The organism is Hyalangium sp. (genome assembly GCF_035629615.1).
Lineage (GTDB): Bacteria > Myxococcota > Myxococcia > Myxococcales > Myxococcaceae > Hyalangium.
The window spans coordinates 1-23312 of record NZ_DASPHO010000329.1 but is presented as its reverse complement, the minus strand read 5'-3'; the positions used below and the strand labels follow the sequence as shown (position 1 = coordinate 23312).

The 23312-nt window shown below is 68.3% G+C and carries 20 protein-coding genes, 1 tRNA gene and 1 pseudogene; 3 read left to right on the top strand and 19 right to left on the bottom strand.

Features of this window, described 5'->3' with window-relative positions; genetic code table 11:
- Positions 1–78: 78 nt before the first annotated feature.
- The 6 genes from VD972_RS16595 to VD972_RS16570 all read right to left on the bottom strand — a co-directional run bounded on the left by VD972_RS16595 (position 79) and on the right by VD972_RS16570 (position 4536).
- Complete coding sequence (locus VD972_RS16595; RefSeq protein ID WP_324988112.1) at positions 79–1044, bottom strand: hypothetical protein; 966 nt, start codon at positions 1042–1044, stop codon at positions 79–81.
- Positions 1045–1139: 95 nt separating this feature from the next.
- Complete coding sequence (locus VD972_RS16590; protein ID WP_324988110.1) at positions 1140–1667, bottom strand: non-proteolytic archaemetzincin-like protein; 528 nt, start codon at positions 1665–1667, stop codon at positions 1140–1142.
- 60 nt (positions 1668–1727) lie between these two features.
- Positions 1728–1801: transfer RNA gene (locus tag VD972_RS16585), tRNA-Gln, on the bottom strand.
- Positions 1802–2009: 208 nt separating this feature from the next.
- A complete protein-coding gene (locus tag VD972_RS16580) occupies positions 2010–2882 on the bottom strand; it encodes a pirin family protein (protein ID WP_324988107.1) in 873 nt (290 codons plus the stop codon).
- A 65-nt stretch (positions 2883–2947) separates the two neighbouring features.
- Positions 2948–4105 carry an RtcB family protein gene (locus VD972_RS16575; RefSeq protein WP_324988105.1) on the bottom strand — a complete coding sequence of 386 codons (1158 nt, stop codon included), beginning with the start codon at positions 4103–4105 and terminating at the stop codon, positions 2948–2950.
- Entirely contained in the window at positions 4102–4536 is a 435-nt protein-coding gene (locus tag VD972_RS16570) for a ribosome-binding factor A (protein ID WP_324988102.1), read from the bottom strand. The genes VD972_RS16575 and VD972_RS16570 overlap by 4 nt, the downstream gene beginning before the upstream one ends.
- 480 nt (positions 4537–5016) lie before the next feature.
- Between VD972_RS16570 and VD972_RS16565 the strand changes: the two genes are divergently transcribed.
- Positions 5017–6414: an NAD(P)/FAD-dependent oxidoreductase gene (locus tag VD972_RS16565; RefSeq protein ID WP_324988099.1), complete on the top strand. Its 1398-nt coding sequence runs from the start codon at positions 5017–5019 to the stop codon at positions 6412–6414.
- 1 nt (position 6415) lies between these two features.
- Here VD972_RS16565 and VD972_RS16560 read toward each other — a convergent pair whose 3' ends face one another.
- The 5 genes from VD972_RS16560 to VD972_RS16540 form a co-directional block, all read right to left on the bottom strand.
- Positions 6416–7513, bottom strand: a complete 1098-nt coding sequence (locus tag VD972_RS16560; protein WP_324988096.1) for a ferritin-like domain-containing protein — start codon at positions 7511–7513, stop codon at positions 6416–6418.
- A 103-nt stretch (positions 7514–7616) separates the two neighbouring features.
- Complete coding sequence (locus VD972_RS16555; RefSeq protein ID WP_324988093.1) at positions 7617–8132, bottom strand: hypothetical protein; 516 nt, start codon at positions 8130–8132, stop codon at positions 7617–7619.
- A 128-nt stretch (positions 8133–8260) separates the two neighbouring features.
- Positions 8261–8854: a TIGR02265 family protein gene (locus VD972_RS16550; protein ID WP_324988090.1), complete on the bottom strand. Its 594-nt coding sequence runs from the start codon at positions 8852–8854 to the stop codon at positions 8261–8263.
- A 96-nt stretch (positions 8855–8950) separates the two neighbouring features.
- On the bottom strand, positions 8951–10045 hold the full coding sequence (locus VD972_RS16545) for a metallophosphoesterase family protein (RefSeq protein ID WP_324988086.1): 1095 nt from the start codon (positions 10043–10045) through the stop codon (positions 8951–8953).
- Entirely contained in the window at positions 10042–11274 is a 1233-nt protein-coding gene (locus VD972_RS16540; RefSeq protein ID WP_324988082.1) for a hypothetical protein, read from the bottom strand. The genes VD972_RS16545 and VD972_RS16540 overlap by 4 nt, the downstream gene beginning before the upstream one ends.
- Positions 11275–11587: 313 nt before the next feature.
- Here VD972_RS16540 and VD972_RS16535 point away from each other — a divergent pair, with 313 nt between their 5' ends.
- Positions 11588–14245 carry a protein kinase domain-containing protein gene (locus tag VD972_RS16535; RefSeq protein WP_324988079.1) on the top strand — a complete coding sequence of 886 codons (2658 nt, stop codon included), beginning with the start codon at positions 11588–11590 and terminating at the stop codon, positions 14243–14245.
- A gap of 420 nt (positions 14246–14665) precedes the next feature.
- On the opposite strand, the gene VD972_RS16530 is transcribed toward VD972_RS16535, so the two are convergent.
- From VD972_RS16530 to VD972_RS16510, 5 genes are all read right to left on the bottom strand, one after another.
- On the bottom strand, positions 14666–15523 hold the full coding sequence (locus VD972_RS16530) for a fatty acid desaturase (protein ID WP_324988076.1): 858 nt from the start codon (positions 15521–15523) through the stop codon (positions 14666–14668).
- Between the two features lie 179 nt (positions 15524–15702).
- On the bottom strand, positions 15703–16185 hold the full coding sequence (locus VD972_RS16525; protein ID WP_324988073.1) for a hypothetical protein: 483 nt from the start codon (positions 16183–16185) through the stop codon (positions 15703–15705).
- Between the two features lie 122 nt (positions 16186–16307).
- Entirely contained in the window at positions 16308–17423 is a 1116-nt protein-coding gene (locus VD972_RS16520; RefSeq protein ID WP_324988071.1) for an AraC family transcriptional regulator, read from the bottom strand.
- A 157-nt stretch (positions 17424–17580) separates the two neighbouring features.
- On the bottom strand, positions 17581–19248 hold the full coding sequence (locus VD972_RS16515) for an MBL fold metallo-hydrolase (protein WP_324988068.1): 1668 nt from the start codon (positions 19246–19248) through the stop codon (positions 17581–17583).
- A gap of 151 nt (positions 19249–19399) precedes the next feature.
- Positions 19400–20023 (bottom strand): FMN-binding negative transcriptional regulator, encoded by a 624-nt coding sequence (locus tag VD972_RS16510; protein WP_324988066.1) that lies wholly within the window; start codon positions 20021–20023, stop codon positions 19400–19402.
- A 224-nt stretch (positions 20024–20247) separates the two neighbouring features.
- On the opposite strand from VD972_RS16510, the gene VD972_RS16505 reads away from it, so the two are divergent.
- Entirely contained in the window at positions 20248–20814 is a 567-nt protein-coding gene (locus VD972_RS16505; RefSeq protein ID WP_324988063.1) for a hypothetical protein, read from the top strand.
- Here VD972_RS16505 and VD972_RS16500 read toward each other — a convergent pair.
- The 3 genes and pseudogenes from VD972_RS16500 to VD972_RS16490 form a co-directional block, all read right to left on the bottom strand.
- Entirely contained in the window at positions 20798–21397 is a 600-nt protein-coding gene (locus tag VD972_RS16500; protein ID WP_324988060.1) for a hypothetical protein, read from the bottom strand. The genes VD972_RS16505 and VD972_RS16500 overlap by 17 nt on opposite strands.
- On the bottom strand, positions 21394–22422 hold the full coding sequence (locus VD972_RS16495; protein ID WP_324988057.1) for an AAA family ATPase: 1029 nt from the start codon (positions 22420–22422) through the stop codon (positions 21394–21396). Before VD972_RS16495 ends, VD972_RS16500 begins: the two co-directional genes overlap by 4 nt.
- Positions 22423–22479: 57 nt before the next feature.
- Positions 22480–23312 (bottom strand): annotated as a pseudogene (locus tag VD972_RS16490) (DNA gyrase subunit B); the annotation flags it as partial.

Genomic DNA, 23312 nt, shown 5'->3' with positions numbered 1-23312 from the left:
TGAAGCATCGCGCCTTCTCCCACCGGGCGCCAGCGGCCCGCTCGTCTGCCTGGCTGGCCCGAGCTTCGACGGCGGAGCCTACTGCCCCCCGTAGGAGGGCTCACCAGCGCTGGGGATCAGCAGCGTGCCCGAGCTCGGCTGCGAGGTGGGAAGCGTGACACGGTAGATGTTCTGACCGCCGCCGGCGTCGGAGAGGAAGCCCACCTGGGTGGTGTCCAGCCAGTTCGGGAAGGTGTCCTGAGCGCCTGCCTCACCCGGGTGGTCCGTCACCCGCGTGGGCGGGCTGAAGGGGCTGAGCGGCCCCACGAAGATGCGCGAGCCGCCCGAGGACAGGCGCCCATCCAGCACCACTTGCTGCCCGTTCGGCGAGACCACGGCCCGGTTCACCACCCACAGCACCTCGTTGCCCAGCTCGTTGGTGATGGACGTGACGGTCCCGGAGAGGCTCACCCGCGACAGCTGCGTGAGCTGGGTGCTGCTGCTGCCCGAGGGCGCCAGCACGCTCTGCCCATCCGGGAAGAACGAGGGCGCACCGAAGGAGGTCGAGGGCTCATTGGTGAGCGCCTGGAAGCCACTGCCATCCGTGTTCACCTTGCCCAGGGCGAAGTTGCCGGAGCCGCGGTTGAACGTGAACACGATGACGGAGCCCGTCGAGTTGAAGGTGGGGTAGCGAAAGTTGGTGCAGCCCGAGCACCCCGTCCCAGAAGTGAGCACCGTGGAGGGCTGGGCGCTGCCATCCGTGGGAACCGTGCGCAGCTCGAAGGAAGGGCCCGCCTGCTGCACGAAGACGATGCTGCGTCCGTTGCGTGACACTGCGGGGTAGGCCGCCCCGCCCCCCGTCGTGAGCCGCTTCGGGCTGTTGGGGTCGCCGCGATCGTCCACCACGTAGACGTTACGGTCCTCGCGCACGAAGGCGAAACCCTTGGTGAATTGCACGTTCCCGCCACCGCCGCCGCCACCACCATCATCAAAGTCGATGGGCTCACACGCCGCGAGGCCCGTGACCAGCACCAGCGCGCCGACAATCCGACACATGCGCTTCATAGGATCCCTGCTCCGCTCTTTATGTAGGCGCCCACACTCTGGGGGCATGCCCCTTCGACGTCAACGCGTCTGAGGCATTCACGGGAGGAACGAGCCTACCGGTTGAGCTTCGCCAGCTCGTTGCGGCAGAGGTTGCAGAGCCCGAGCTGCTTGCGGTCGGTGTCCACGGGCGTCTGGGCGAAGAACATCACGCAGCGCAGGTCCTCGCAGTAGGACAGCCCCAGCAGGTGCCCCACCTGGTGCACGCCCTCCACCTGCACGCGCCGCCGGAGCTGATCGGCGTCTACCCCCGCGCGCAGTCGCGCGATGCTCACCACCGCGCTGTGGGACTCGCGGTCCGCCTCACCGAACACGAAGGCCGAGTCCGGCACGAACAGATCCACGTCCGTCACGCCCATCACCATGGCCTGGCCAGGCTCCAGCAGCGTCACCAGCCGGCGCAGGATGGCGTTGCAGTGGTACTGGGCGCGATCCTTGTTGAAGGCGTAGTCAGGACGCGGCAGCGCCGCCTTGCTCACTACGACTGTCACACCCATGTACGTGGCGAGCGGCTCCTCCAGTTCCTTGAGCAGCGTGGGGGACGGACTGCCCACGGAGACGAGAAGGAGGAGCTTCTGCGGCATCCGCACCACCGTCCTTTGTGCACGTCAAGGGCAGTGGAGGCACTCCGCCCGAGAGCGAGGTGGCTGGGGCGCAAGGATTCGAACCTTGATAATCAGATTCAAAGTCTGACGTCCTGCCATTAGACGACGCCCCAGCAAGTTCGCGTTGTCCGGGAGGGGATTGTAGGCCATCCCCGCCAAGGCGGAAACTTCTCTCGCGAGGATCAGCGACGGACGGGGGTATAGAAGCTGACCCCGTTCCCACACCAGGCGTTCATTGGAGTACACCCCTCCCCCATCCCAGAGGGAGCAGCCGGGCAGCAGGTCGCTTGCTGCCCGCCGGGTGACGCCGGGTACTGGGGGCTAGCGAGCGATCTGGCCCATGCGCCCCATCTGGAAGTCCCTGACGGCCTGCATGATCTCCTCCTTCGTGTTCATTACGAAGGGGCCGTAGCGAGCCACGGGCTCACCCAAGGGCACGCCGCCGAGTAACAGGAACTGCGTCGGCTCCTTGGCGGACGGAGCACACTCCAGCCGCACCATGTCGCCTTGTCCCAGGAGGGCGAGCTGCCCCTCCCCCACCGGCCGCGCATCGGCGCCGAGGAGCGCCTGGCCGATGAAGACATAGGCGCAAGCGTTGTACCCGGCCGGCACAGGCTGCTCGATGACAGTCCCCGGCTGGAGCGTCCAGTGTTGATAGAGGATGGGCGTGCGCGTGTCGATGACAGCCTTGGCGCCCAACGCCTCTCCCGCGATGAGGCGCACTTGCGCCTTGCCATCCTCCGTCTTCACCAGGGGGATGCGTGCCGCAGGGAGCTCCTGATAGCGCGGCTTCATCATCTTGTCCCGCGCTGGGAGGTTCACCCAGAGCTGGAACCCATGGACCCGTCCGCCCTTCTGCTGCACGCGGCGCGATGGCATCTCCGAGTGCACGACGCCCGCCCCCGCCGTCATCCACTGCACGTCGCCTGGACCCAGGTAGCCCTGGTGCCCCTCCGAGTCCTCGTGCTCGGTCTCGCCTTCGACGTTATACGTGACGGTCTCGAACCCCCGGTGAGGGTGATCCGGCGCGCCCACCGCCTCCCCTGGCGCATAGTCGATGGGCCCGAGCTCATCGAGCATGAGAAACGGGTCGACCATGTCCAGCCCGTGGGTGGGGAAGGGGCGGCGAACGATGAAGCCAGCGCCTTCACGCTGACGGTGCGCAGTGATGATGTGGGAGACCGAGCGCGACATGACACTCCTTTGTTGGGCCGTGCGCCAACGTAACGCAGATCCCTCCGGGACTGGAAGCCTGCCTTTCAGCCCTTGAGTACCGCGATGGGCGTGAGCCGCAGCAAGGGCGTCACGAGCTCCTCCTCATCCTCCAGGACCTCGGCAATGTCACGGTAGGCAGCAGGGGCCTCCTCGACCAGGGAGTCCGCACGCCCCGAATCGAACACCACGCGGCGCATGGCCTGCTCCAGCGCCGCCGGACGGATGCGAGCTCGCGCCTCCTTGCGCGTCATGACTCGACCCGCTCCATGCGAGCACGAGCAGAAGGCCCGGCGCTCTCCCCTTCCGGCAACGAGGTACGAGGCCGTTCCCATGCTGCCGGGGATGAGGCCTCTCTGTCCAGGAGCCAGGCCTATCGCTCCCTTGCGGTGGACGAGCAACGTGCGGCCGAAGTGGTGCTCGGCAGCGACGTGGTTGTGGTGCACGTCCACGCGTGACCCTGGCTCCGGTTCCCGCCCAAGCGCCTCGGCGAGCACCTCTCCCGCGCAAGCCATGAGCACGTCTCGACTGGCGTGGGCGAAGCGGCACGCCAGCTCGGTGTCCGCGAGGCAGGCGGCGCCCTCGGGCGTATCCGTGCGCAGGCCAGGCAGCGTGCCCTCCCCGCTGGCCTGGGCCACACGCACGTGGTGGGTGGCGATGGCGGCGCCGACTCCCCGTGAACCGGTATGGAGCAGCAACCAGAGGTCTCCCCCCGCGTCCCGGTCCAGCTCCAGGAAGTGGTTGCCCCCTCCCAGCGTCCCGAGATGCCGGGGCGCCAGCCGCTCCCACTCGCGCTGGAGGCGGTGGGTGGAGAGGCGCGCGGCCTCGAGCTCGGGCGGCAGTGGCAGCCCTTGCCCTCGGTGCACCGCGTCTCCCACGGGCACGGCCCGTGCGAGCGCGGCGAGGACGCGCGTGAGCGTGGCTCGATCGAGCGCGGAGGCGGGGTAGTCGAAGCGCATGGCGCTCACCCCGCACCCGAGATCACCCCCGAGCGCTCCAGGGACGATGTGGCGCTCGGTGGCGAAGACGGTGCCCACCGCGACGCCCTCGGCCACGTGGACATCCGGCATGGCGGCCACGTGCTCGACGACGTAGGGCTGACTGGCGATGTGCTGGAGCTGCTTCACCGCGCCCGCCGGCACTGCGCGGGCCCAGGCGAAGATGGGGACAGCCTCCGGCGGACTCTCGAGGAGGCGAGGCATCATGCCTCACCCCCTTCCTCGTGCTCCTCGCTCCAGGCCTGCTCCTCGTCCCAGGCGGGCTCCTCGGCCTGGGGGCCTGGGAGCTCGCGCGGCGCCACGCCCACGTAGACGAAGCGCAGGTGCGGGACGCGCTTGAGGTCCAACCCGAGTGCGAGCTGCGAGCGGATGAAGCCGCTCGCGCGCTTGAGGGCCTCCTCGACTGGGGCGGGCCCGGTGTTCGAGAGCTCGGGCGGGAGGGTGAAGCCGATACGGGCGTTGCGCCCGTCCGGCATGAGCTCGAGCAACGTCACCGAGACGCCCTCGAGCAACGGATCAGACAGCTCTCCACGGAAGAGTCGGGACACCTCCTGGAACAACAGGGACTGGATGCGCAGGTGACGCGCGGGGATGGACTCGGTTTCGGTGTGGCTACGGCGATGCTTGGAAGAAGTCATGAGGACGAACGGTTCCCGTCAGGCCGCACGAGTCCCCGGCGGCTCGGGAACCGGAGCACGCGGGAGACACGTCGGCCGAGTCAGCTCGACAGAACTCCGTGCCGTCGCCCGCGCACCGAAGGCGGCAGGCCCGTTCGTCTCGACTTCAGCGAGGGAGCGGAGCGCGCCCGGTCAGGCGAGCGTCGGCTGGGAGCGACCCGAGACACCGTTCAGCACAGTCCCCATGGCACACCTCCCGCCGCGCAGGATGAAGCGCGATCCGAATGGGGACAAGGTGCCACCGCACCCTGTCCGAGTCAACGCCGAGGACGAACCCTCGCACATGCCTCTGACGGAGGCGGCGGATGACTCAGCGCGGCGCGGCTCCGCGCCTTGTCCTTCAGAACGAGGCTTCTGTCTTCCGTGTTTCAGATGCTTCGCCGCACCTTGGCACGGCCCCACCGCCGGCATACGCAGAGAGGAAGCATGGGGGGACAGCACATGGCGGAAGCATTTGATGTCGTGGTCATTGGCGGTGGCCCCGCGGGCGAGAACGCGGCCGCGCGCGCGGCGGCGGCAAGAGAGCCCAGTCTCTCGGTAGCGCTCGTGGAGCAGGAGCTGCTCGGTGGAGAGTGCTCCTACTGGGCCTGCATTCCGAGCAAGGCCCTGCTGAGGCCCGCGGAGGCACAGTGGCTCGCCAGTCACACGCCCGGACTCCGTGAGGCGGGGAAGAGACCGCTCGACGCGCGCGAGGTGCTCCAGCACCGGGACGCCATGGTCGGTGGTTACAAGGATGACTCGCAGGCGAAGTGGGCCGAGAGCGCGAACCTCCACGTGGTGCGCGGCCAGGGACGCATGAGCGGGCCACGCACGGTTCGCGTGGAGGCAAGGAGCGGCACGCGCGAGCTGACGGCACGCAAGGCGGTGGTGCTGGCCACGGGGAGCCGGCCCCGCCTGCCGGACGTTCCCGGCTTGAGAGACGCGCGGCCCTGGGACAACCGCGGCGGTACAGCCGCGAGGGAAGTCCCACGGCGGCTGGTGGTGCTCGGCGGAGGCGCAGTGGCCGTGGAGCTGGCCCAGGCCTGGAGCTCGCTGGGTTCACAGGTGACGCTGGTGCAGCGTGGCCGACGGCTGCTCTCACGCTACGAGCCCTTCGTGAGCGTGGAGGTGGAGAAGGCGCTGCGCGAGAGCGGCGTCTCGGTGCTTCTGGGCACGGAGGCCACGCGCATCCAGCGGCCCGGTGGCCGAGGAGAGGTGACGGTGGCGCTCGCCACGGGAGACACGCTCCGCGCGGACGAGCTGTTGGTGGCCATGGGCCGCGTGGCGAACACGGAGGACGTGGGGCTGGAGACGGTGGGGCTGACACCCGGTCGGCCCGTGGAGGTGGATGACCAGCTCCGCGCGAAGGGCGTGGAGGGAGGGTGGCTCTACGCGTGCGGAGACGTGAACGGGCGCAACCTCCTCACGCACATGGGCAAGTACCAGGCGCGCCTGGCGGGGGACCACATCGCCGGCAAGGACGTACGGGCGTGGGCGGACGCGAAGGCCACACCTCAGGTCATCTTCACGCACCCGCAAGTGGCGTCCGTGGGGCTGACCGAGGACCAGGCGCACAAGCAGGGACTGCTCGTGCGCGTGGTGCAGTACGCGCTGGGCGACGTGGCGGGCACGGCGCTGCTTGGCCCAGGGCTGGGCGGCACGGCGAAGCTGGTTGTGGACGAGTCACGGCGCGTCATCGTAGGCGCCACGTTCACGGGACCGGCGGTCGGCGAGCTCTTGCACGCAGCCACCATCGCCGTTGCAGGCGAGGTGCCCTTGGAGACGCTCTGGCATGCAGTGCCGTCCTTCCCCACCATGAGCGAAGTGTGGTTGCGGCTCCTGGAGGCCTATGGCCTCTGATTCAGTGCGCCGCTTCCTGAGGCTCTGAAGTGACGCTCGCCACGTAGGCATCCCGTGCCCCGCGCAGCCGCTCCATCTCCACCGCCACGTCCTCGTCCGCCCGGCCTTGCTCCTCGGTGCTCAGCTCGCCGAACTCCAGCACTCCCATGTCCGCGAAGGCACCGCGCAGGCGGGGCCCCCACAGCCCGATGTCCTTCAGCGTGGGCACGATGCGAGAGAACAACATCTGCTGGTACTGCAGCATGATCTCCGACGTCCGCATGTGCTCCGCGCACGCCGCCACGTCCAGGCCCAGCTTCTCGAACACCTCCTGGCCCAGGAAGCGGTCCCGCATCAGGTAGCAGGCCTCCACCGCGAACTGCTCGCGCTCGTCCCGCTCCTTCTCCGTCAGACGTGGGTACAGCTCCTTGAGCGCCAGCCGCCCGAAGGCCACGTGCCGCGCCTCGTCCTGCATCACGTACGCCGTGAGCGAGCGCCCCAGCGGCTCGGTGGCCAGGTCCCGGATCAACCCGAAGGCCGAGAGCGCCAGCCCCTCGATGAGCACCTGCATGGCCAGGTACGTCAGGTCCCACCGCGAGTCCCCGAGCGCCTGCTCCAGCAGTGTCTTCAGGTGCGGGTTGATGGGGTACATCAGCCCCAGCTTCTCGCGGAGGTAGCGCGAGAACACCTCCACATGGCGTGCCTCGTCGAACACCTGCGTGGCGGCGTAGAACTTGGCGTCCAGATCCGGCACCGTCTGGACGATGCGGGAGGCGCACACCAGGGCCCCCTGCTCGCCATGGAGGAACTGGGAGAAGCGCCAGCTGTCCAGGTGGAAGCGCACCTCGCCGCGCGCCTTCGCGTCCATCCGCTCCCAGATGTCCGAGCCGTGGAGCGCCACGTAGAAGTCCGGAAAGCCGAGCGGGTTCTCCGGATCCACCTGCAGCGACCAGTCCAGCCGCGTGCTTGCGTCCCACTGCTTCGTCTTGCCCTTCTCGTAGAGCTCGAGCAACCGGCTGCGGCCTGCGTCGTAGTCCCACTGGAAGACGGCGGAGTTGCCCGGTGAGGCAATGGACCACTGCGAAGCCTCCAGTGGCTCCGTGGACGAGCGCATCTTCATGATCTGGCTCCTGTTCGCCCAGGTCGACGCACCGGGCGCCGTGACGGTGTGTATGCACCTTTGCGTTGGCAACGTGTCGAGGGGAGCCACTGTCGAGGATTGCTCAGGCCGTGTGCAGCGTGCCGTTGGCGGACTCTGCCTCCACGGCGGCGATGGCCTCGGGAGAGGCCCCTTCCGCGAACAGCGGCGCGCTCGTGCGAGCCTTTGGAGGACGCCCCCGGCGACGCGGCGCGCTCTCCTCACTCTGCACCGACGGAGCCTCTAGCGCCGTCGCTCCCTCCATCCGCGGAGCCTTGCGCACCGGCCGCGGCAGGCTGATGCCGTCCAGCTTCGCGCTCAGCTCCGTGTCGTCCTCGGCGAAGATGCGCGCGTAGGCCAGGGCTCGCTGGCCCCTCTGCAGCAGCGCCTCCTGGCTCTCGTACAGCGCCTGGCGTGCTGCCTCCAGCGCCGCCTGCGCCCGCGCCACCTCCTCCGCCTTCTCCTTCACCCGCTCTGCCGCCTCCTCCAATACCGCCCGGTCCAGGTCCGGGAACTTCACCGTGGAGAGCTCCTGGGCGAACAGCTTCAGCAGATCCTGCAACGCGGGGGAGATGGGATCACTTCCAGATGGATCGAACATGGCAGACCTCCGAGGTAGGGCCGCCATCTGCACAGATGTTCAGTCCTATTTCAAGAGGCTCGTTTAGGAGGCCGACAAATCGGCCCTGGCGCGCTTCCTGCCACGCCCGGCCAGCGGCGCGCTCGCGCTCACCAGCGGAGATCCACCGTGAAGTCCAGGTAGGGCACGAACGCCTCCGGATCCACCTCGAGGGTGGCCTGGCACCCTTTGATGCGCTCGATGCCCGCTCGGAACACCCCCGTGATCCAGGAAGGCCCCGAGAGCTCCCCGCGGAAGATGAACCGGCCGTGGTTCTCCGCCACGCGCTGGTACTCGCGCTCGCCAAAGGAGGAGATCATCCGGGCCACGCCCGGTACTTCGGAGAAGCCCTCGTGCGGATCCTGCTTGGCGGCAGAGAGCACCATCTGCCCCATCGACAAGGCAAAGAGGCCATCCGCCGCGCCGTACCCCAGCGCCTCCATGGCCACCGAGAAGCTCCTCCCCCGTGCCATCAAGGCCTGGGAACCCAGCTGCAACAGCCGCAGGTAGTCGGCCGCCGGGTAGGAGAGCACCGGCAGGAGCGAGTCCTGGGTGCACGGCACCTGCGAGCGGATCTCCGCGGCCACCTCACTACCAATGAGCCGCTCCAGGTGCTCCAAGGCCCCCTGGAAGAAGAACCCCATCAGCGTGTGCTCCGGACGGCAGCGCTTCAGCCGGGCCTGGAGGGTCAGCGCTGAGTCCATCCGTGCGATACCTCCCCAGACATCCGGCCCACGCCCGACACTCTACACCGCGACGGCCCTCCTCCAGCGGCCTGTGCGCGGCATGTGGCTCCCACCTCAGTCCACGCGCACCACCGCCACCTCCTCCACCCCCGAGGACGGATCCACATCTACCGCCAGGTAGTGCCGTCCCACACCATCGAAGGTCTCGGGGATGGCGCCGCCGCCACCGGAGATGTAGGCGGGGATGCCAGCGTTCGAGTACGCGTAATACGAGTGGACATGCCCGTAGAGCGTCACATCCACCCCGGCTCGCGACAGCTTGCCCACCAGCGCCGCGGCCTCATTGCGGCTGGAGAACGAGCCGTTGCGCACTCCCACCGGATCCAGCGGCGCGATGTGCATGCCCACCACGTGGACCGCGTCCCGCCCCTCCTCCAGCCACCCGTCGAGCTGCTCCTCCACGATCGGATCCACCGTGCCGTTGCCCGTGTCCAGCAGCGAGAAGTGCACCCCCTGGTAGGAGAAGTGCTGGCTGCCCCGCCCGACGAGCTCCTGGTACTGCACGTCCAGGGTAAACGTCTCGTGGTTGCCCAGCGTGGCATACAGCGGCACCCGCGAGTCCTTCAGCCGCTCCTGGAACTCCTCCAGCTGCTCGCGGCTGCCCGACTCCGTCAGGTCCCCCGAGAAGACGATGAAGCGCAGCGACGGGTCCTCGTTCATCCGCGCATAGATGTCTCCCACGCGCGGGAGCGCCTCCTGCACGTCCGCGAGCGCGGCAAAGCGGAACGGCCGCGGCGACTCCCAGTCCGGCGGCGCCACCGTGAGGCGCGCCTCCCCACTGGGCGGCAGGCGGACGCGCCAGGTCTTCACCGTCGGCACCAGCGAGGGCCCCTCCTCCACCTCCAGCGGCTCGCCTCCGGCCTCCGCCGACAGCACCGCGTCCGGCATGGCGTTGCGCACCACCAGCGTCCACCACTCGGGCGCGCCGGCCATGGCCGTTGCACGGATGCGCAAGGCGGGCGCGTTGCCCCACAGCGTCAGCGCACCCGTCTCCAGGCCCCGCACCGCCGCCAGCCCCTCCTCCACCACCACCGAGAGGCCACCGCCCTCGGCGCGGCCGATCTGCAGATCCTTCAACGCGCGTCCCTCCGCGGGGCGCACACATCCGGCCAGCGGCAGCAATGCCAGCAACAGTCCCAGGCGCCTCACGGCTCACCTCCCATCGTGTACACCGCCGACAGCCGCGCCACGTACGCCGAGCCCGCCTGCACGTCCGCGGACACACCCCAGCGCTCGCTGAGCAGCACGCGGCCTCGCAGGCCGAAGTGCCCGGGTACGCCCGCCCCTGCCTTCAGGCCACCGGCGTAGTCATCCTTGCGGTGATCGTAATAGAGGAGCGCCTCACCCCGCAGCGGGCCCGCGCGCCCCAGGTACACCCCATAGGCGATGGTGAAGAGGATCTGCTGGTGCAGCGCGTCCTCGGAGACGGGGCCGAAGTAGCCGTAGCCCTGGAGCGCCAGGCCCGCGCCCACCTCGGCGAAGGAGCCCTCCAGCCTGGGGCTCAGCCGTGCCATGGCGTACCGGCCCTTCAGGCCTACCTCACCGCTGGCCATCAGGAAGCCCTCCGTGGGGAAGCGGTGGTAGACCACACCGGCCTCGACATCGAGCGCCGTGCCATCCGTCCCACCTCGCGCCAGCTCGGGCTCGCCGATCAGCCGGTACGCACCGCCCAGCCGGATCCGCATGTTGGCGTCGTTCGAGGACAGCCGCGCCGTGGCCTCGAGCCGCACCGAGGACAGCCGGGCGGTAGCGCCCAGCGCCAGGAAGTGGCGATAGTCGAAGTTCGGGTCGCTCACGTGCTGGTAGCCGAAGTCCAGTTCCAGGGGCGGCAGGCGCGGCGCGGCCAGCCCCGGCGTGAAGGCGGGAGACACCGTGGAGTAGATGTTGGCCATGGCGGACAGCATGAAGAGGCTCGCCCCCGTCAATGACACCGCATACAGCGGGCCGATGACGCGCCGGGAAGCCCCCGTCAGACCGATGGGCGCGACGCCCAGCAACAGCAGCCCCAGCCCCGTGCCCTCCATGGCAAAGAGCCGCCCCGCGGTGCGCGTATCCCCCGCGGCCAGCGGCCCCAGGCCATGGAAGAGCAGCCCCGGCACCACCGAAGCCACCACCGGGAGCACCTGAAAGGACGGGCGCGGCTGCCCGAGCGTCGGCACTCCTAGGAGCGAAGTCCTCCCCATGGGGTCCTCGGAGGCCGCGGGGAGCAGTGCCACATCCGCTACCTCCCTCGGCGCATCCGGAGCGCCCGGCACCGGGCCTTGCTCTGAAGAAGCAGCCCCTGGCTCCCCCCCTTCCGCGCTCGCCCGTGCCGACCACAGGGCCAGAATGAGCACCAACCCCAGCCGCAGTGGCAGGGAGATCACCGGGTGTGCCATTGCCTCGCCTCGAGTCCTCTTGGGGGGCACCGGCCGTGTCCTCCCACCCCTGAAAGTCCGAGTCCTAATGAGGGAACAAACCCAGGGTCAGGTCAACCCCCAGGGCCTCTCACAGCCCGGCAAGCCCCGGCTTACCTCCGGCCTACCGGCTTTCCATGGCTCCTGCTTGCTTCCTCTCCTGTCAACTTCCGGATTTCCAAACAGAATCAGGTTATGCTGCGCCGACCTCACCCCCCCCTTCTGCACCTTGGCGGCAACCGGCCCACAGGAATTCGGCAAGTACGTCCTGCTGTCAAAGCTCGCAGCGGGCGGCATGGCCGTGACTTACCGCGCGCGACTGACGGGCGCAGCGGGAGTCACCAAGCCTTGCGTCATCAAGCAGATCCTCCCTCACTTCGCTGACGATCAAGACTTCATCGAGATGTTCGTCAGCGAGGCGAGGGTGGCCGCGCAGCTGACCCACGGCAACATCGCCCAGGTCTTCGACTTCGGCGAGGTCGACGGCCAGTACTTCATCGCCCTGGAGTTCGTCCACGGCCAGCCGCTGTCCAAGGTGCTGCGCAAGGCCGCGAAGATGGGCATGGGCTTCTTCCCCATCCCCCTGACGCTGCACATCATCAGCAAGCTGTGTGACGGGTTGGACTACGCCCACCGCTACGTGGGCGACGATGGGCACGCGATGGGCCTGGTCCACCGCGATGTCTCTCCGGACAACGTCCTCATCTCCTATGAGGGCGAGGTCAAGGTCATCGACTTCGGCATCGCCAAGGCCACCAGCATGGTGGAGCAGAAGACGTCGCCGGGCGTGGTGAAGGGCAAGTACCCGTACTTCTCCCCCGAGCAGGCCCAGGGGCGGCAGGACCTGGACTCGCGCACGGACGTGTACGCCGCGGGCGTGGTGCTCTACGAGGCCGTGTGCGGCAAGCGCCCCTACGAGGGTGAGTTCGTCGCCGTGCTGCCGCGCATCCTCGCGGGCGACTACACCCCTCCCTCCCAGATCAACCCCGCCGTCAGCCCGGAGCTGGAGGACATCATCTCCGGCGCCCTGGCGCTGCGCCGGGAGGACCGCTTCCAGACAGCCAAGGCGCTCAGCGAGGCGCTGGTGGAGCTGCTCTACCGGGACAACCCGCGCTTCACGCCCTCGATGCTGTCGCAGCTGGTGGCGCACCTGTTCACCGAGGAGCTGACCGCCGAGGGCCGCAAGGTGGAGCTGCCGCCCACCTTCGCCGACCAGCTCTCCGCGTGGCAGAACCCGGGGCCCACCTCTTCCCCGGGCCGCGCCCGGACGCCCTCGGCCGCGGGGCCTCGCACGCCCGGCAACGGCAACCGGCCTTCCAACCCGGGGCGTGGCTCGGGTCAGCGCCCGATCAGCGCCGGAGGCACCAAGCCCCCCAGCGATGGAGGCGCGCGTCCGGCTGGCTCGGGCGGAGTCCGAGTGACGACCACGGGCATGCGCAGAGTCCCCAGCACGGGAGGCCCCAGGCGCTCCACCAGCCCAGGCACTCCGACCTCGGGCATCCGCCGGGCCGTCACGGGCGAGCGCCCCGCCCCCCCCGTGCCGGATGCGCCCCCGCGCACCGTGCCGGAAGACGATACGCCGGCCCAGGGCATCCCCTCGCTCGCCGTGCCGAGGGACATGCTGCTCGAGGACAACACCGAGCAGAGCGGGCCCACGGAGGCCCCTCAGCGCACCCGCCTCCAGGCCCCTGCCACCGCGGTCGCCCCCCAACGGAACTCCGACCCGGTGGCTGCCTTCCGCGCCTCCCAGGCCAAGGAGGCGGCGGCGCGAACGGCGAAGACGCAGAAGCTGGTGCGCAACATCAGCCTGGGCATCTTCGGGGTGGTCGCCGTGCTGGTCCTCTTCGCGGTGCTGCGCCCCAAGCCGCCCGAAGCGGTCATCCCCTCGACGACGATCTGGGTCACCTCCACGCCTCCTGGCGCCATGGTGAAGCTCAACAACCGGGAGGTCCGCGGCAAGACACCGTTATTCGTGGACGGCTTCGTCATCAACGAGGCCAACACCCTGGTCCTCACCCTGCCCAACTACCTGGCGTGGACGAAGCGCTTCACCCCCGACGGCCGCAATGACCCACCGCTCCACGCGGACCTGAAGCGCGAGGTGGAGGCGCCGCCACCTCCGCCTCCCACCCCGCCCGTCATCGCCGCGAACCCGGGCACGAGCGCCGCCGACGCGGGCCCGGAGAGCGGCACGGCCACCGATGACTCGAAGATCGACTTCCACGAGGTGATGTACCCCGCACGGCTGCTGGTGCTGCGCCCCGCGTACAACGCCTTCCCCATCTCTGAGTACGAGTCGGCCAGCATCGACCTGAGCCCGGGAGTCTCCTACTCCGTGCGCACCGAGGGCGGCGCGGCGTACACGGAGGATGGCGCCAGCTCCAGCACGCTGGCCTACTTCCTGGAGGGGGACATGGCCGTGGACGACTCCTTCGGCCTGATCAGCAGCGCGCCCCGCGTCATCAAGGGCGCCCGGAAGATGCACGTCTTCGCCATCGACGAGACCCCGCTGAGCGACAACCGCGGCTCCATCCGCATCCAGTTCAGCGAGTCCAAGTGGAAGCCGCCGCGCTACCTCACCTTCGACCCGCAGAAGCACGCGCTCTGGCTCAAGCCCAACCACCAGGTGTGGCTGCACGGCCTCAACCCGAAGTCCACCTACCTCTTCACCGTGCGCGATGCCTTCGCCGAGCTGCGCAAGGACCCCAAGGGGCGCGCCCGCCGCGCGCTGTGCATGGAGCACGACGACGACCCCTCGTCCCGCCCCTCCTACCGCATCCTGGAGACGGGCAAGCGCTACCAGCTCAAGGACCTGGAGACGCTGCGCTGCACCTTCCCCGACACGCGGCTCACCGACAATGAGGGTGCGCTCGAGGTGGATCTGGTGGATGTGACGAACATGACGCGCAAGGAGCGCGAGGAGTACATCCGCAACACCGGCTTCGAGCGCTAGCGTCGGCTCAGGCGTGCGGCCGATCGAGCCCCGGAGGCTTCCCTCGGAGCCCGGCCATGCGCTTCCAGCGGCGGGATGGATTTCAGATCAAGTGCTCCCAGCCTTGGACGCGATGCATACCCTGGGTATGATTGGCTCACGCCGGCAGAGGGTGCTGGCCACCAGGTTCCTTCCGTAAAGGCCCCGAGGGAGCTCCCTCGGTTTGCTCGACAAGGACGGGAAAGGCACGTGGGCGCGGAGCCGAGGTGGGCACCGGGCCCACGGGTCTTTTCAGGGCAAAAAAAAGCCGCACCCAGGTGGAGAGCCCCGGGTGCGGCCCGCGACCCGGCACGGAGGGGTTGGAGACCGGGACACGCAACAGCCTTGCGAGTCCCACGCTAACGGCCGGGTCTGACATGCGCCAAGGATCGCGCAGTGGGCTCAGGTAGGTGCGTGCGGGTGCTGAGGCGGATCCCAGGGGTCGCGGCCGAGCTGCCGGGTCCCGAAGCGCGAGGAGACGAGCGCCAGCACGTACGAGCGGAAGCACCAGGAGAGGAAGTTGCCCACGTTGAGGTCCGGGTGGACGTGGCGCTCGATGCGGGCGTGGGCCGCAGGGAGCGTGCTCCAGTGCGCCCCGGGCTGGGCGTGATGAACGGTGTGATAGCCCGTGTTGAAGATCAGGAAGTTGAAGAGCTTCCCTGTGAAGTTGCGGCTGTGATCGTGCTCGCTCCAGGCGTCCGCATGGACGTGCTGGATGTAGCTGAAGAACGCCAGGGTCCACTGCGCAAAGAGCGCTGGGAGCACGGAGGCCAGGAGCCACACCCTCGCGCCCTCCCACGGCCCGTAGAGTGCCACGGCTCCTCCGAGCAGCAGCAGGTTCGTGCCGAGCCACACGCCGTACTGGGCCATGAGCTGCCGGTAGAGCGCGGGTTGGCTCTCGCGGGCCTCCCGGACGAAGGCCTGGGTAGGCTCGACCAGCTGGAAGGTGAAGAGGGCCGTGGAGGCTGTCCACCATGTGTGCCGGCGGCTGTAGCGCCAGGTGTTGGTCACATCCCCCTCCCGGTTCACGAACCGGTGATGATTGAGGTTGTGGATGGGGATCCAAGAGGATGCCGGGTAGCCCTGGAAGAAGGACAGCCAGAGCGACAGCGCAGCGTTGAGCCCGCGGTGCTGGAAGGTGGGGCAGTGGTGGTGGTGGTGGGCGATGAGCCCGGCCGCCAGCGCCAGGTAGCACGCCACCGGGCACAGGAAGGGGATGAGCCCCGGAGCGCGGTACATCGCCAGGGCGACTGCTGGCATGGCCAGGCACCACAGCAGCGTCCGACGATCCGCAGGATATCTGAGCATCGGGTCCCACTTCCCTTACTCCGCGCCGCGGCGGACCTGGGCGCGGTGACGCTCACGGCCCGCAAGCCCCTGAGCCGGCTCCGGGAGCGCTGCTGCGCCGAGCCGCTGGCGTGAAGTAGGAGCGCCCGGGCCTACCACGTCACATCCCACGAGAGCGTCACGGTGCCGCCCTGCTCGGGGTACATCTCGCCGTGGGCGACAAAGCGGCGGGCTACCGGGTCGAACTCCAGCACCTCGAGCTCACCCGCGCCCTGCTGGAAGAAGTGGTGCTCGCGGTTGCCCAGGATGTCGAGCAACCCTCCTGTGAACCCGGGGGCACGGCTCTGAGGAACCGGGAGCTTCACGGGCGTCCCGCTCACGGGCCCTTGGAGGAAGGCAATGGAGGAGTACCGCCAGGTCTCGATGCCGCCCCCCGCCAGCACGCAGGCGGAGAACCAGATGTCGTGAACACCATTCACCTGGGGCACGGAGGAGACGGCGAGCCTCCACGGCCCCAGGGTGCGGCCGTTGACCGTGACCTCAAAACGCCCGGTGGCCTTCGCGTAGCTGCTCTCCTGGTAGTTCGAGCACTCGGCTTCGCCGACAGGGTCCACGACGTCGGGCTCGGCCGGCAACTCCCCTCCACAGTCAGCACCGGACAGGCAGAGGGCAAGGAGGACAAAGGCTGCGCATCTGGGCAGAGAGGAGGTCTTCATGGCATCGCGCGCGATAGTAACAGGCGCGCCGGGTCTCCCTCTCACTCCGCACGAGGAGCGCTGCGCGCGGCCCTCCCGCGCTCCCCGAGCCCTCGCCGAGCTCGCCCCACGCCTTGAGCCACCGCAGGCGGAACCACCATGCGCGAAGCCGGAGCGGGCAGCGGCACCATCCCTCCAGCGTTGGCGGATGCCACCAGCGCTTCGCGAGCCTGCTCGCGGTAGCGCCCTGGTGGCACGCCGCGCACGCGGTGGAAGGTGCGGTTGAAGGCGAACTCTGAGGCATAGCCCACGCGCTCGGCAATGGCGGCCAGGGGCTGCTCACTGTCGCGCAGCATGCGCGCGGCCAAGTCCATGCGCAGGCGAGTGAGGTAGACGAGCGGCGGCTCACCCACCAGCTCCCGGAAGCGCCGCGCAAAGGTGGCACGCGAGCAGGCTACCTCGGCCGCGAGCGACTCCACCGTCCAGTCCCGCCGGGGCTCTTCGTGCATCAGCGCGAGCGCGCGGCCCACCTGTGGATCCCTCACGGCCCCGAGCCACCCGGCGCTGCCATCGGGCTGGTGCTCGAGCCAGCCTCGGATGATGTGGATGAAGAGCACGTCCACCAGGCGCGCGGTGACGGTGACGGTGCCGGGACCTGGCTGGGTGTACTCGGCCACCAGCAGTCGGAGCACCGCCTCCACCGGCCCGGACATGACCCCCGAGTCCGCGCGGAGGTGGATGAGGGGCGGCAGCAGCGACAGCAGCGGGTGGACGCCGTCGTGCTCGAAGCGGTAGGCGCCGCACAGCAGCAGGGTGGAGGGCCCCTTCCCCTCCAGGCTCATGTTCATGCCGTGAGGGCCTTGGGAGACCTGGCAGCGCGCGAGCAGCTTCGGGAAAGGCAGAGGCTGGACGTTGGGGGCGCTGATCAGGCTGTGCCCCGCGCCGTGCGGCAGCAGGACGACGTCGCCTTGCGCGAGGTGCACGGGCTCATTGCGGCCTCGCATGCGCAGCCAGCACGAGCCCCGCGCGACAATGTGGAGCCCGGCGCGAGGGGCGGGCTCGAAGAGCATGCCCCAGGGAGCCGGCAGCTCAGATCGGGCGAAGACCGTGCCTCCGATACGGGTGGAGGTGAGCACGTCCGCCAGCACATCCATACCGGTGGGTTGTGAGCGCTGCATGGTGAGCCGCAGGCTACCACGTGCCTCCCACATGAGACGAACCGGCCCCGGATCACCGGGAGGTCTCTCCCAGCGTCCGGGGCCGTCATCGCTCTTGCTTGATCAGCGCGAAGGAGCCGATGTGGGCACCTGCGCTCCTCAGCTCAGCGAGTGAGCCCTACAGGCCGGCGGCCTGCTGCAGGTCGGCCAGGGTGCTCGTGTTGCCGTGACCACCCGTCACGGTGGTGACGTCCAGGCTGTAGGTCGTCGTGATGGCCGTGTAGAGCTCCCTGGGGCCGTTGCCGAAGCCGCCCTGGCCCGGGTTGAAGAGATCCGAGGCGAAGGCGATCTTCTCGCTGGGCAGGTAGAACAGCAGCATGTCCGCGGCGTGGGTGTTGGGGAGGTGGTACGCGACGACCGGGTGCGCGGCGTCGTCGAGGCGGATCGAGCCGCCGACGGGCACCGTGACCAGGCTGGGCACGGCGGGATTGCGCGCCAGGGAGTCCGGCCGGACGGTGGACGGCGCGCGGAAGAGCTCCTGGTAGAAGCTGGCGCTGGACTCGTGCACCACCACCTTGGTGCCTTCCGGGACGAAGGAGCGCAGGCCGCCCGCGTGGTCGCTGTGGTGATGGGTGGCCAGCACGTGGGTGATGGGCTTGCCGGGGAACTGCGCCTTGATCCAGGTGATGATGGCATCACCGCGCTCCGGGTAGAGCGGCGCCTCGAGGACGACGATGCCGTTGGCCTGCTCGACGACGATCGTGTTGTGGGAGAGGCCTCGGATGTAGTGCACGCCGGGGGCCAGCTGCGTCGCCGTCACGGTGAGATCCTGGCCGTCCATCGGGATGCCGAAGGAGGCGAACATCTGCTGGGCCGAGTGGTTGGCCTCGCCGCGCGCCGCCTCCTCGGCGTTATAGGTAGGCGTGGGGCTGCCGGCCGGGAACTGGAAGAGCGAGGCCGCCAGGGTTCCGTTGACCGTCACCGTCTTGCGCGTCTCAGCGGCGAGCAGATGCCCATCGAGGCCGATGTAGACGTGCTTGGGGAAGAGCAGCCCGCTCGGCGTCGCCTCCCAGCCCTCGTAGAAGATCTCGAGGGGCACGTCGCGGTGCAGCGGCTCGTTCTCCAAGGTGACGAGCTTGGAGATCTTCCCCGTCTTCGCATTCACATAGAGGGTGATGGGGTGGACGGAGTCGGTCACCACCAGCAGGTTGTGGAGGCTGCCATCGAGCAGCGCCGCGCCGCCGTCCGTGGCACGGCTCGGAGTGGCGGCGAGTTCCTTGAGGATGAGGTGCGGGTTGAGCAACCGCTGCTGCCGGCGGATGGAGGCCGTGCGATCCGAGAGCAGGGGACCACCGGGGATACCGAAGAGGCTCTCGGTGCCCTCCAGGAAGCCCAGGTTGCCGTTGATGATCTCCTTGTAGTCCTGCGGGACGTTGAACCCGAAGATCCGAAGGGCGCGCTTGTGATGGATGGCCAGCTTGTCGCCCGCCAGGTCATAGCTGATGACGGTGCCGTCAGAGGTGCTGCCCAGGAGAGGGGCATCCTCCGGACGGAAGCCCTCACCGGCGGCGTAGCGCGTGCCGGACGTGGTGAGCTCGAAGTTCTGCAAGCCCTGGATGGCGGTCTTGCCACCGATGCCGACGAACGCCTTGTCCACGGTGCTGAGCGAGGGGTCGACGGTGGCGGAGGTGCCGGGGTCGCCCTTGGGGCCGGCTTCGCCTGGGGTGCCTGGATCGCCTTGGGGTCCCCGGTCGCCCTCGCAGCCGACGGCAATGAGGGCGAGGCTCAGGGTGGCCGCGCGAAGGGTGCGCAGCGGCGTCCAGCGGGTGGGGTTCAGCTTTCTCATGGGTCAGCTCCCGGGGAATGAGTGAAGCGAGACGGGTGACGACAGCGGGGCATTGAGTAGCTCTGGTGAGGCCCGCCGGACCATGCCCGGGAGAATCAATGTTTTGTCCGTTCGTCTCACGGGTCCCAAGCCGGGATCCGTATGCCCTGCCTCAAGTATCCCGCTCTCGCATCAGCGCACCGACGGCGCGTTGCTCGGGCTCCTCGCTGCGCTCCAACAAGCTCATGACAGCGCGGCGATCCTCGGGAGCACGGTTCTGGTTGAGCTTGAACTTGCCCTCCACGCGCGAGAGGCGGAGCTCGAAGGCGGCGATGCCGGGCAGGAGGCGCTGGGCGTAGTCGCCCACCTGCTCGAGGCTCCAGGGCTTCTCGAAGCCGGACTCGTACGTGGCGACGGACTCCCGGAGGATGCGCAGGCACTCCTCGGGCTCCTCGATGACGCGGGGCCGGCCATAGGCGTGGACGACGGCATAGTTCCACGTGGGGACGTTGGGCTCGGTGACGTACCAGGACGGGGACACATAGGTGTGCGGGCCCTGGAAGACGACGAGGACGTCCCGATCCTGGGAGAAAGCACGCCACTGAGGGTTCGCCCGCGCCATGTGGGCGAGCAGCCGCCCGCCCGGGCCTGCCGCGCCGGGCTCGACAAGAAACGGCAAGTGGGTAGCAAAGGGGACGTCGTCCTCCATGGTGACGAGCGTGGCGAAGCTGTGGCGCCTCATGAAGGCGAGGAGGCGCTCGGGGTCCTGCTCCTGAAACAGCCGCGGGAGGTACATGGGACACGGACGTGCCCCAAGCCTCCCGCGCCGTCAACCCTGGGAGCCCGGCCGGCGGCTGGTTCCGTAGCTACCTGTTCGAAAATGTCGGGACTTTTCAGGACGCAAAACCCCCGACATTTCGGAACAGGTACCTGCCGCCCAGCACCTGCGCGTGTCACGGGCCACCCTGTCACTCCCTTCCTCTCGTGCAGTATCGACGGTAGATCGCCATACTCTTGGTAATGGGGTTCACCGAATACCTCGAACAGGTACGGACCGAGACCGAGGGCGATGCCTTCTTCCGCCTCCTCAAGTCGCATCTGTCCGCGGGGCACCGCGTGCAGAAGGTGTCCTTCGTTCCCGCCGAGGGCAACCAACCGCCGCGCTACCGGTTCCTGCTGGCCAGGTTGGGCACGTTGACGACGGTGGATGTGCCAGCAGGCCAGGAGGCCGTCGAGCACTTTCTTGCCCAGACGAAGCAGCAGCTCGCCTCCCGCGAGGACGAAGTGCAGCGTTGCTACCTGCGCCTGCGCCGGGTCGTCGAGGACCTCTCTCGAGTGCTCGGGAGCGAGGCCGGGAAGGATGCGGCGGTGAGCGTCTCCCGTGACGTTGGCGGGCCTGAGTCAACGCGGTTTGCCACGGCAGCGACACGCACCACTGCTAGCACTGCGTCGCGGCTGGCCGCAGACCGGTTGCGGAGCGCATTCGACGCGAACATTCGGGATCTCTACGTGGAGCGGGGTTACCCGCTGATGGAGGCAGGACGCATCGCAGACGAGGCGCTGGCGCGGCTCATCGAAGCTGGGTGAGGAAGTCCGCGAAGCTCGGGCTCACCTTCGCCAGAGCCTTCACATCGAGTGACTCGGCGAGGGGGAGCGCGGCATTTCGCATGGTGTCTCTGTCGGGGTGCTCCACCCCGTAGAGCAGGCGCTTGAGCTTGGCCCGACCAGAACCATCACGCCCTAACGTTTCGCTCTCGCCCTTGAAGTCGTACCCACGTGCGAGAAGCAACCATGTCTCAAGCGTCTGGACTGGCACCGCGAAGAGATACCGCAGTGCAGGCAGCCCATGACGGGGCCAGGAGAGTGGCTCGTGAACCCGTGCGGCGGCACGCAGCTCACAGAGGGGGCAGCCCTCGGTGCCATCCTTGTGGGCTGTTGAGTGTGTGGAAGCAGCCCCATCGTTGTCGATTGCGAAGAGCGCCCCATCGAGCCCCTTGTTGTACGCGTCCTTGGCAATGAAGGGGGCCAGTCGGAGAGCATTGGTCCATCCCCCGCGAGGGAAACGGTATGCAGTCTCGCTCGGAGTAACCTCCGTCCCCAGAATCCGCGTGAGCAGGACACGGAACACGTCCTCGTCGGTATCATCCTCGACGCAGAAGGCGAGCTTCATCGGCCCGGCACGCCCCCAAGAACTCCCGAGTACCAGAGTTCACCGAGGGGTGCGCCTTTGAGTTCCTTGGCCCAGTCTGGTCGATCCGAGAGCCGTGTGACGTGTGTTCCCTGCTCGTCCCGGTCGAAGATGAGAACACTGTCAGGCGAGTCCCGGAATTCATCGAGCAGCGTCGGTGAATGAGTCGTAAGCACTACCTGCATCCCAGACTTCGTCAGCAGGAGCAGGTGATCCACAAGATCGCGCAAGCGCCGGGGGTGAATGCCACGCTCAGGTTCTTCGATAGCAAGAACGCCCCGGGTGTCCGCCTTCAGTTGCGCGGCAGCCGCCAACCCAATGAAGAGCAGCAGGCCATCCGACATGTCTTCAGCTCCATAGACACGTCCATCCCTTTCCTCGATGCCCAGCACCTTGGTCCCCGGCTGAGGACCAGGCCGGGTGACGATCCGTTTCACTTCGTGCGCTGCCCTTCGAACGGTCTCGTCAATGGCATCTCGAAGAGATGGGGCCTCACCTGCCATGTTGTCGAGCACGGCAGCTACATCCCGACCATCTGGCCCCAATACTGCCCCCCGTTGGATGATGGCCGGAGCGCGTAGTGCCGCGACGGAAAGATCGTGGACGGATATCGCATTGATCAAATGCGCCAGCTCGCCTTTGAGCCGACCGAGAAACTGCCGATCCCCCATGGCCGCCAAGTCACCGGGCGACTCCCCTCCGCTGACCATGGCTTGGCCACGAGTGCAGGTGAGATGTCTCTTGAGGGTGTATCCTTCCAAGAACACTGACGCCGAGACGCGCATTACATCCGCCGCATCGCGACTCAGGATCGACTCTTCTCCCCCCAACGCAGCCATCGCCATGTTGGGAGTTTGTCTCTCTGCTTCCCTTAGCAGCTTGAGCACCGCGAGCGCGTTGGACTTCCCACTGTTGTTCGCGCCCACCATCACCGTGATGCCGGGAGAGAGCGGGATCTTCACGTCCCGGAGGGTCTTGAAGTTCTTGACCTCGATCTCGGTAATCAAGCTTCGACCCTCCCCTCACCCCTCTCCTAGCCTCAGAGGGGCTCCTGGTTCCCTGGCTCAGATGTCCAGGTTCTGCACGTCCAGCGCGTTGCGCTCGATGAACTCGCGCCGCGGCTCCACCGCCTCGCCCATCAGCAGCGAGAAGATCTCGTCGCTCTCCACCGCGTCCTTGAGCTGCACCTGCAGCAGCGTGCGCGTGGCCGGGTTCATCGTCGTGTCCCAGAGCTGCTCCGGGTTCATCTCTCCCAGCCCCTTGTAGCGCTGCAGCCCCAGCCCCTTCTGCGCGTCCTTGCGCACCGCCGCCAGCACCTCCTGGACGGAGTAGGCCGTCACCTCGCCGGCATCCACCTTCACCGTGTACGGCGGCCGCCCCAGCGACTGGAACGCCTCCCGCAGCCCTACCAGCTCCAGGTACTCCGGGGACTGCAGGAATGCGTGGTCCAGCACCGCCTCCCGCATGCTCCCGTTGACCTCTGTGTGGAACACCAGCTTCTTCGTGTGGTGCTCCGGATCATCCCGGCGCTCGTGCTTCACCCGGCCCAGCACGTCCGGCATCCGAATGCGGAAGTAGCTGTACATCCGCTCCACCTCCGCCGCCAACGCCACCTCGTCCGACAGCATCTCCGCCGTCACCCGCCCCGCCTGCACCAGCGCGTCCACCACCCGCGGATCCCGCCGCTTGGCCTGCTTCCCCAGCCGCTCCTCGTAGGAGATGACCTTCTCCAGCATCGCCTTCAGCTCGCTGCCGCCCAGCTCCCCGGCCGGCGTCGCCACCCGCGAGTGCTCCGAGGCGATCTTCAGCAGGTACTCGTTCAGCGCGCGCTCGTCCTTGACGTACATGTCCTTCTTGTTGCGCGTCACTTTGTAGAGCGGCGGCTGGGCGATGTAGA

Excerpts from the sequence above, each read along its gene's own strand:
- VD972_RS16595 (WP_324988112.1), bottom strand. The coding sequence starts at position 1,044 with ATGAAGCGCATGTGTCGGATTGTCGGCGCGCTGGTGCTGGTCACGGGC.
- VD972_RS16590 (WP_324988110.1), bottom strand. The coding sequence starts at position 1,667 with ATGCCGCAGAAGCTCCTCCTTCTCGTCTCCGTGGGCAGTCCGTCCCCC.
- VD972_RS16580 (WP_324988107.1), bottom strand. The coding sequence starts at position 2,882 with ATGTCGCGCTCGGTCTCCCACATCATCACTGCGCACCGTCAGCGTGAA.
- VD972_RS16575 (WP_324988105.1), bottom strand. The coding sequence starts at position 4,105 with ATGATGCCTCGCCTCCTCGAGAGTCCGCCGGAGGCTGTCCCCATCTTC.
- VD972_RS16570 (WP_324988102.1), bottom strand. The coding sequence starts at position 4,536 with ATGACTTCTTCCAAGCATCGCCGTAGCCACACCGAAACCGAGTCCATC.
- VD972_RS16565 (WP_324988099.1), top strand. The coding sequence starts at position 5,017 with ATGGCGGAAGCATTTGATGTCGTGGTCATTGGCGGTGGCCCCGCGGGC.
- VD972_RS16560 (WP_324988096.1), bottom strand. The coding sequence starts at position 7,513 with ATGAAGATGCGCTCGTCCACGGAGCCACTGGAGGCTTCGCAGTGGTCC.
- VD972_RS16555 (WP_324988093.1), bottom strand. The coding sequence starts at position 8,132 with ATGTTCGATCCATCTGGAAGTGATCCCATCTCCCCCGCGTTGCAGGAT.
- VD972_RS16550 (WP_324988090.1), bottom strand. The coding sequence starts at position 8,854 with ATGGACTCAGCGCTGACCCTCCAGGCCCGGCTGAAGCGCTGCCGTCCG.
- VD972_RS16540 (WP_324988082.1), bottom strand. The coding sequence starts at position 11,274 with ATGGCACACCCGGTGATCTCCCTGCCACTGCGGCTGGGGTTGGTGCTC.
- VD972_RS16535 (WP_324988079.1), top strand. The coding sequence starts at position 11,588 with ATGGCCGTGACTTACCGCGCGCGACTGACGGGCGCAGCGGGAGTCACC.
- VD972_RS16530 (WP_324988076.1), bottom strand. The coding sequence starts at position 15,523 with ATGCCAGCAGTCGCCCTGGCGATGTACCGCGCTCCGGGGCTCATCCCC.
- VD972_RS16520 (WP_324988071.1), bottom strand. The coding sequence starts at position 17,423 with ATGCAGCGCTCACAACCCACCGGTATGGATGTGCTGGCGGACGTGCTC.
- VD972_RS16515 (WP_324988068.1), bottom strand. The coding sequence starts at position 19,248 with ATGAGAAAGCTGAACCCCACCCGCTGGACGCCGCTGCGCACCCTTCGC.
- VD972_RS16510 (WP_324988066.1), bottom strand. The coding sequence starts at position 20,023 with ATGTACCTCCCGCGGCTGTTTCAGGAGCAGGACCCCGAGCGCCTCCTC.
- VD972_RS16505 (WP_324988063.1), top strand. The coding sequence starts at position 20,248 with ATGGGGTTCACCGAATACCTCGAACAGGTACGGACCGAGACCGAGGGC.
- VD972_RS16500 (WP_324988060.1), bottom strand. The coding sequence starts at position 21,397 with ATGAAGCTCGCCTTCTGCGTCGAGGATGATACCGACGAGGACGTGTTC.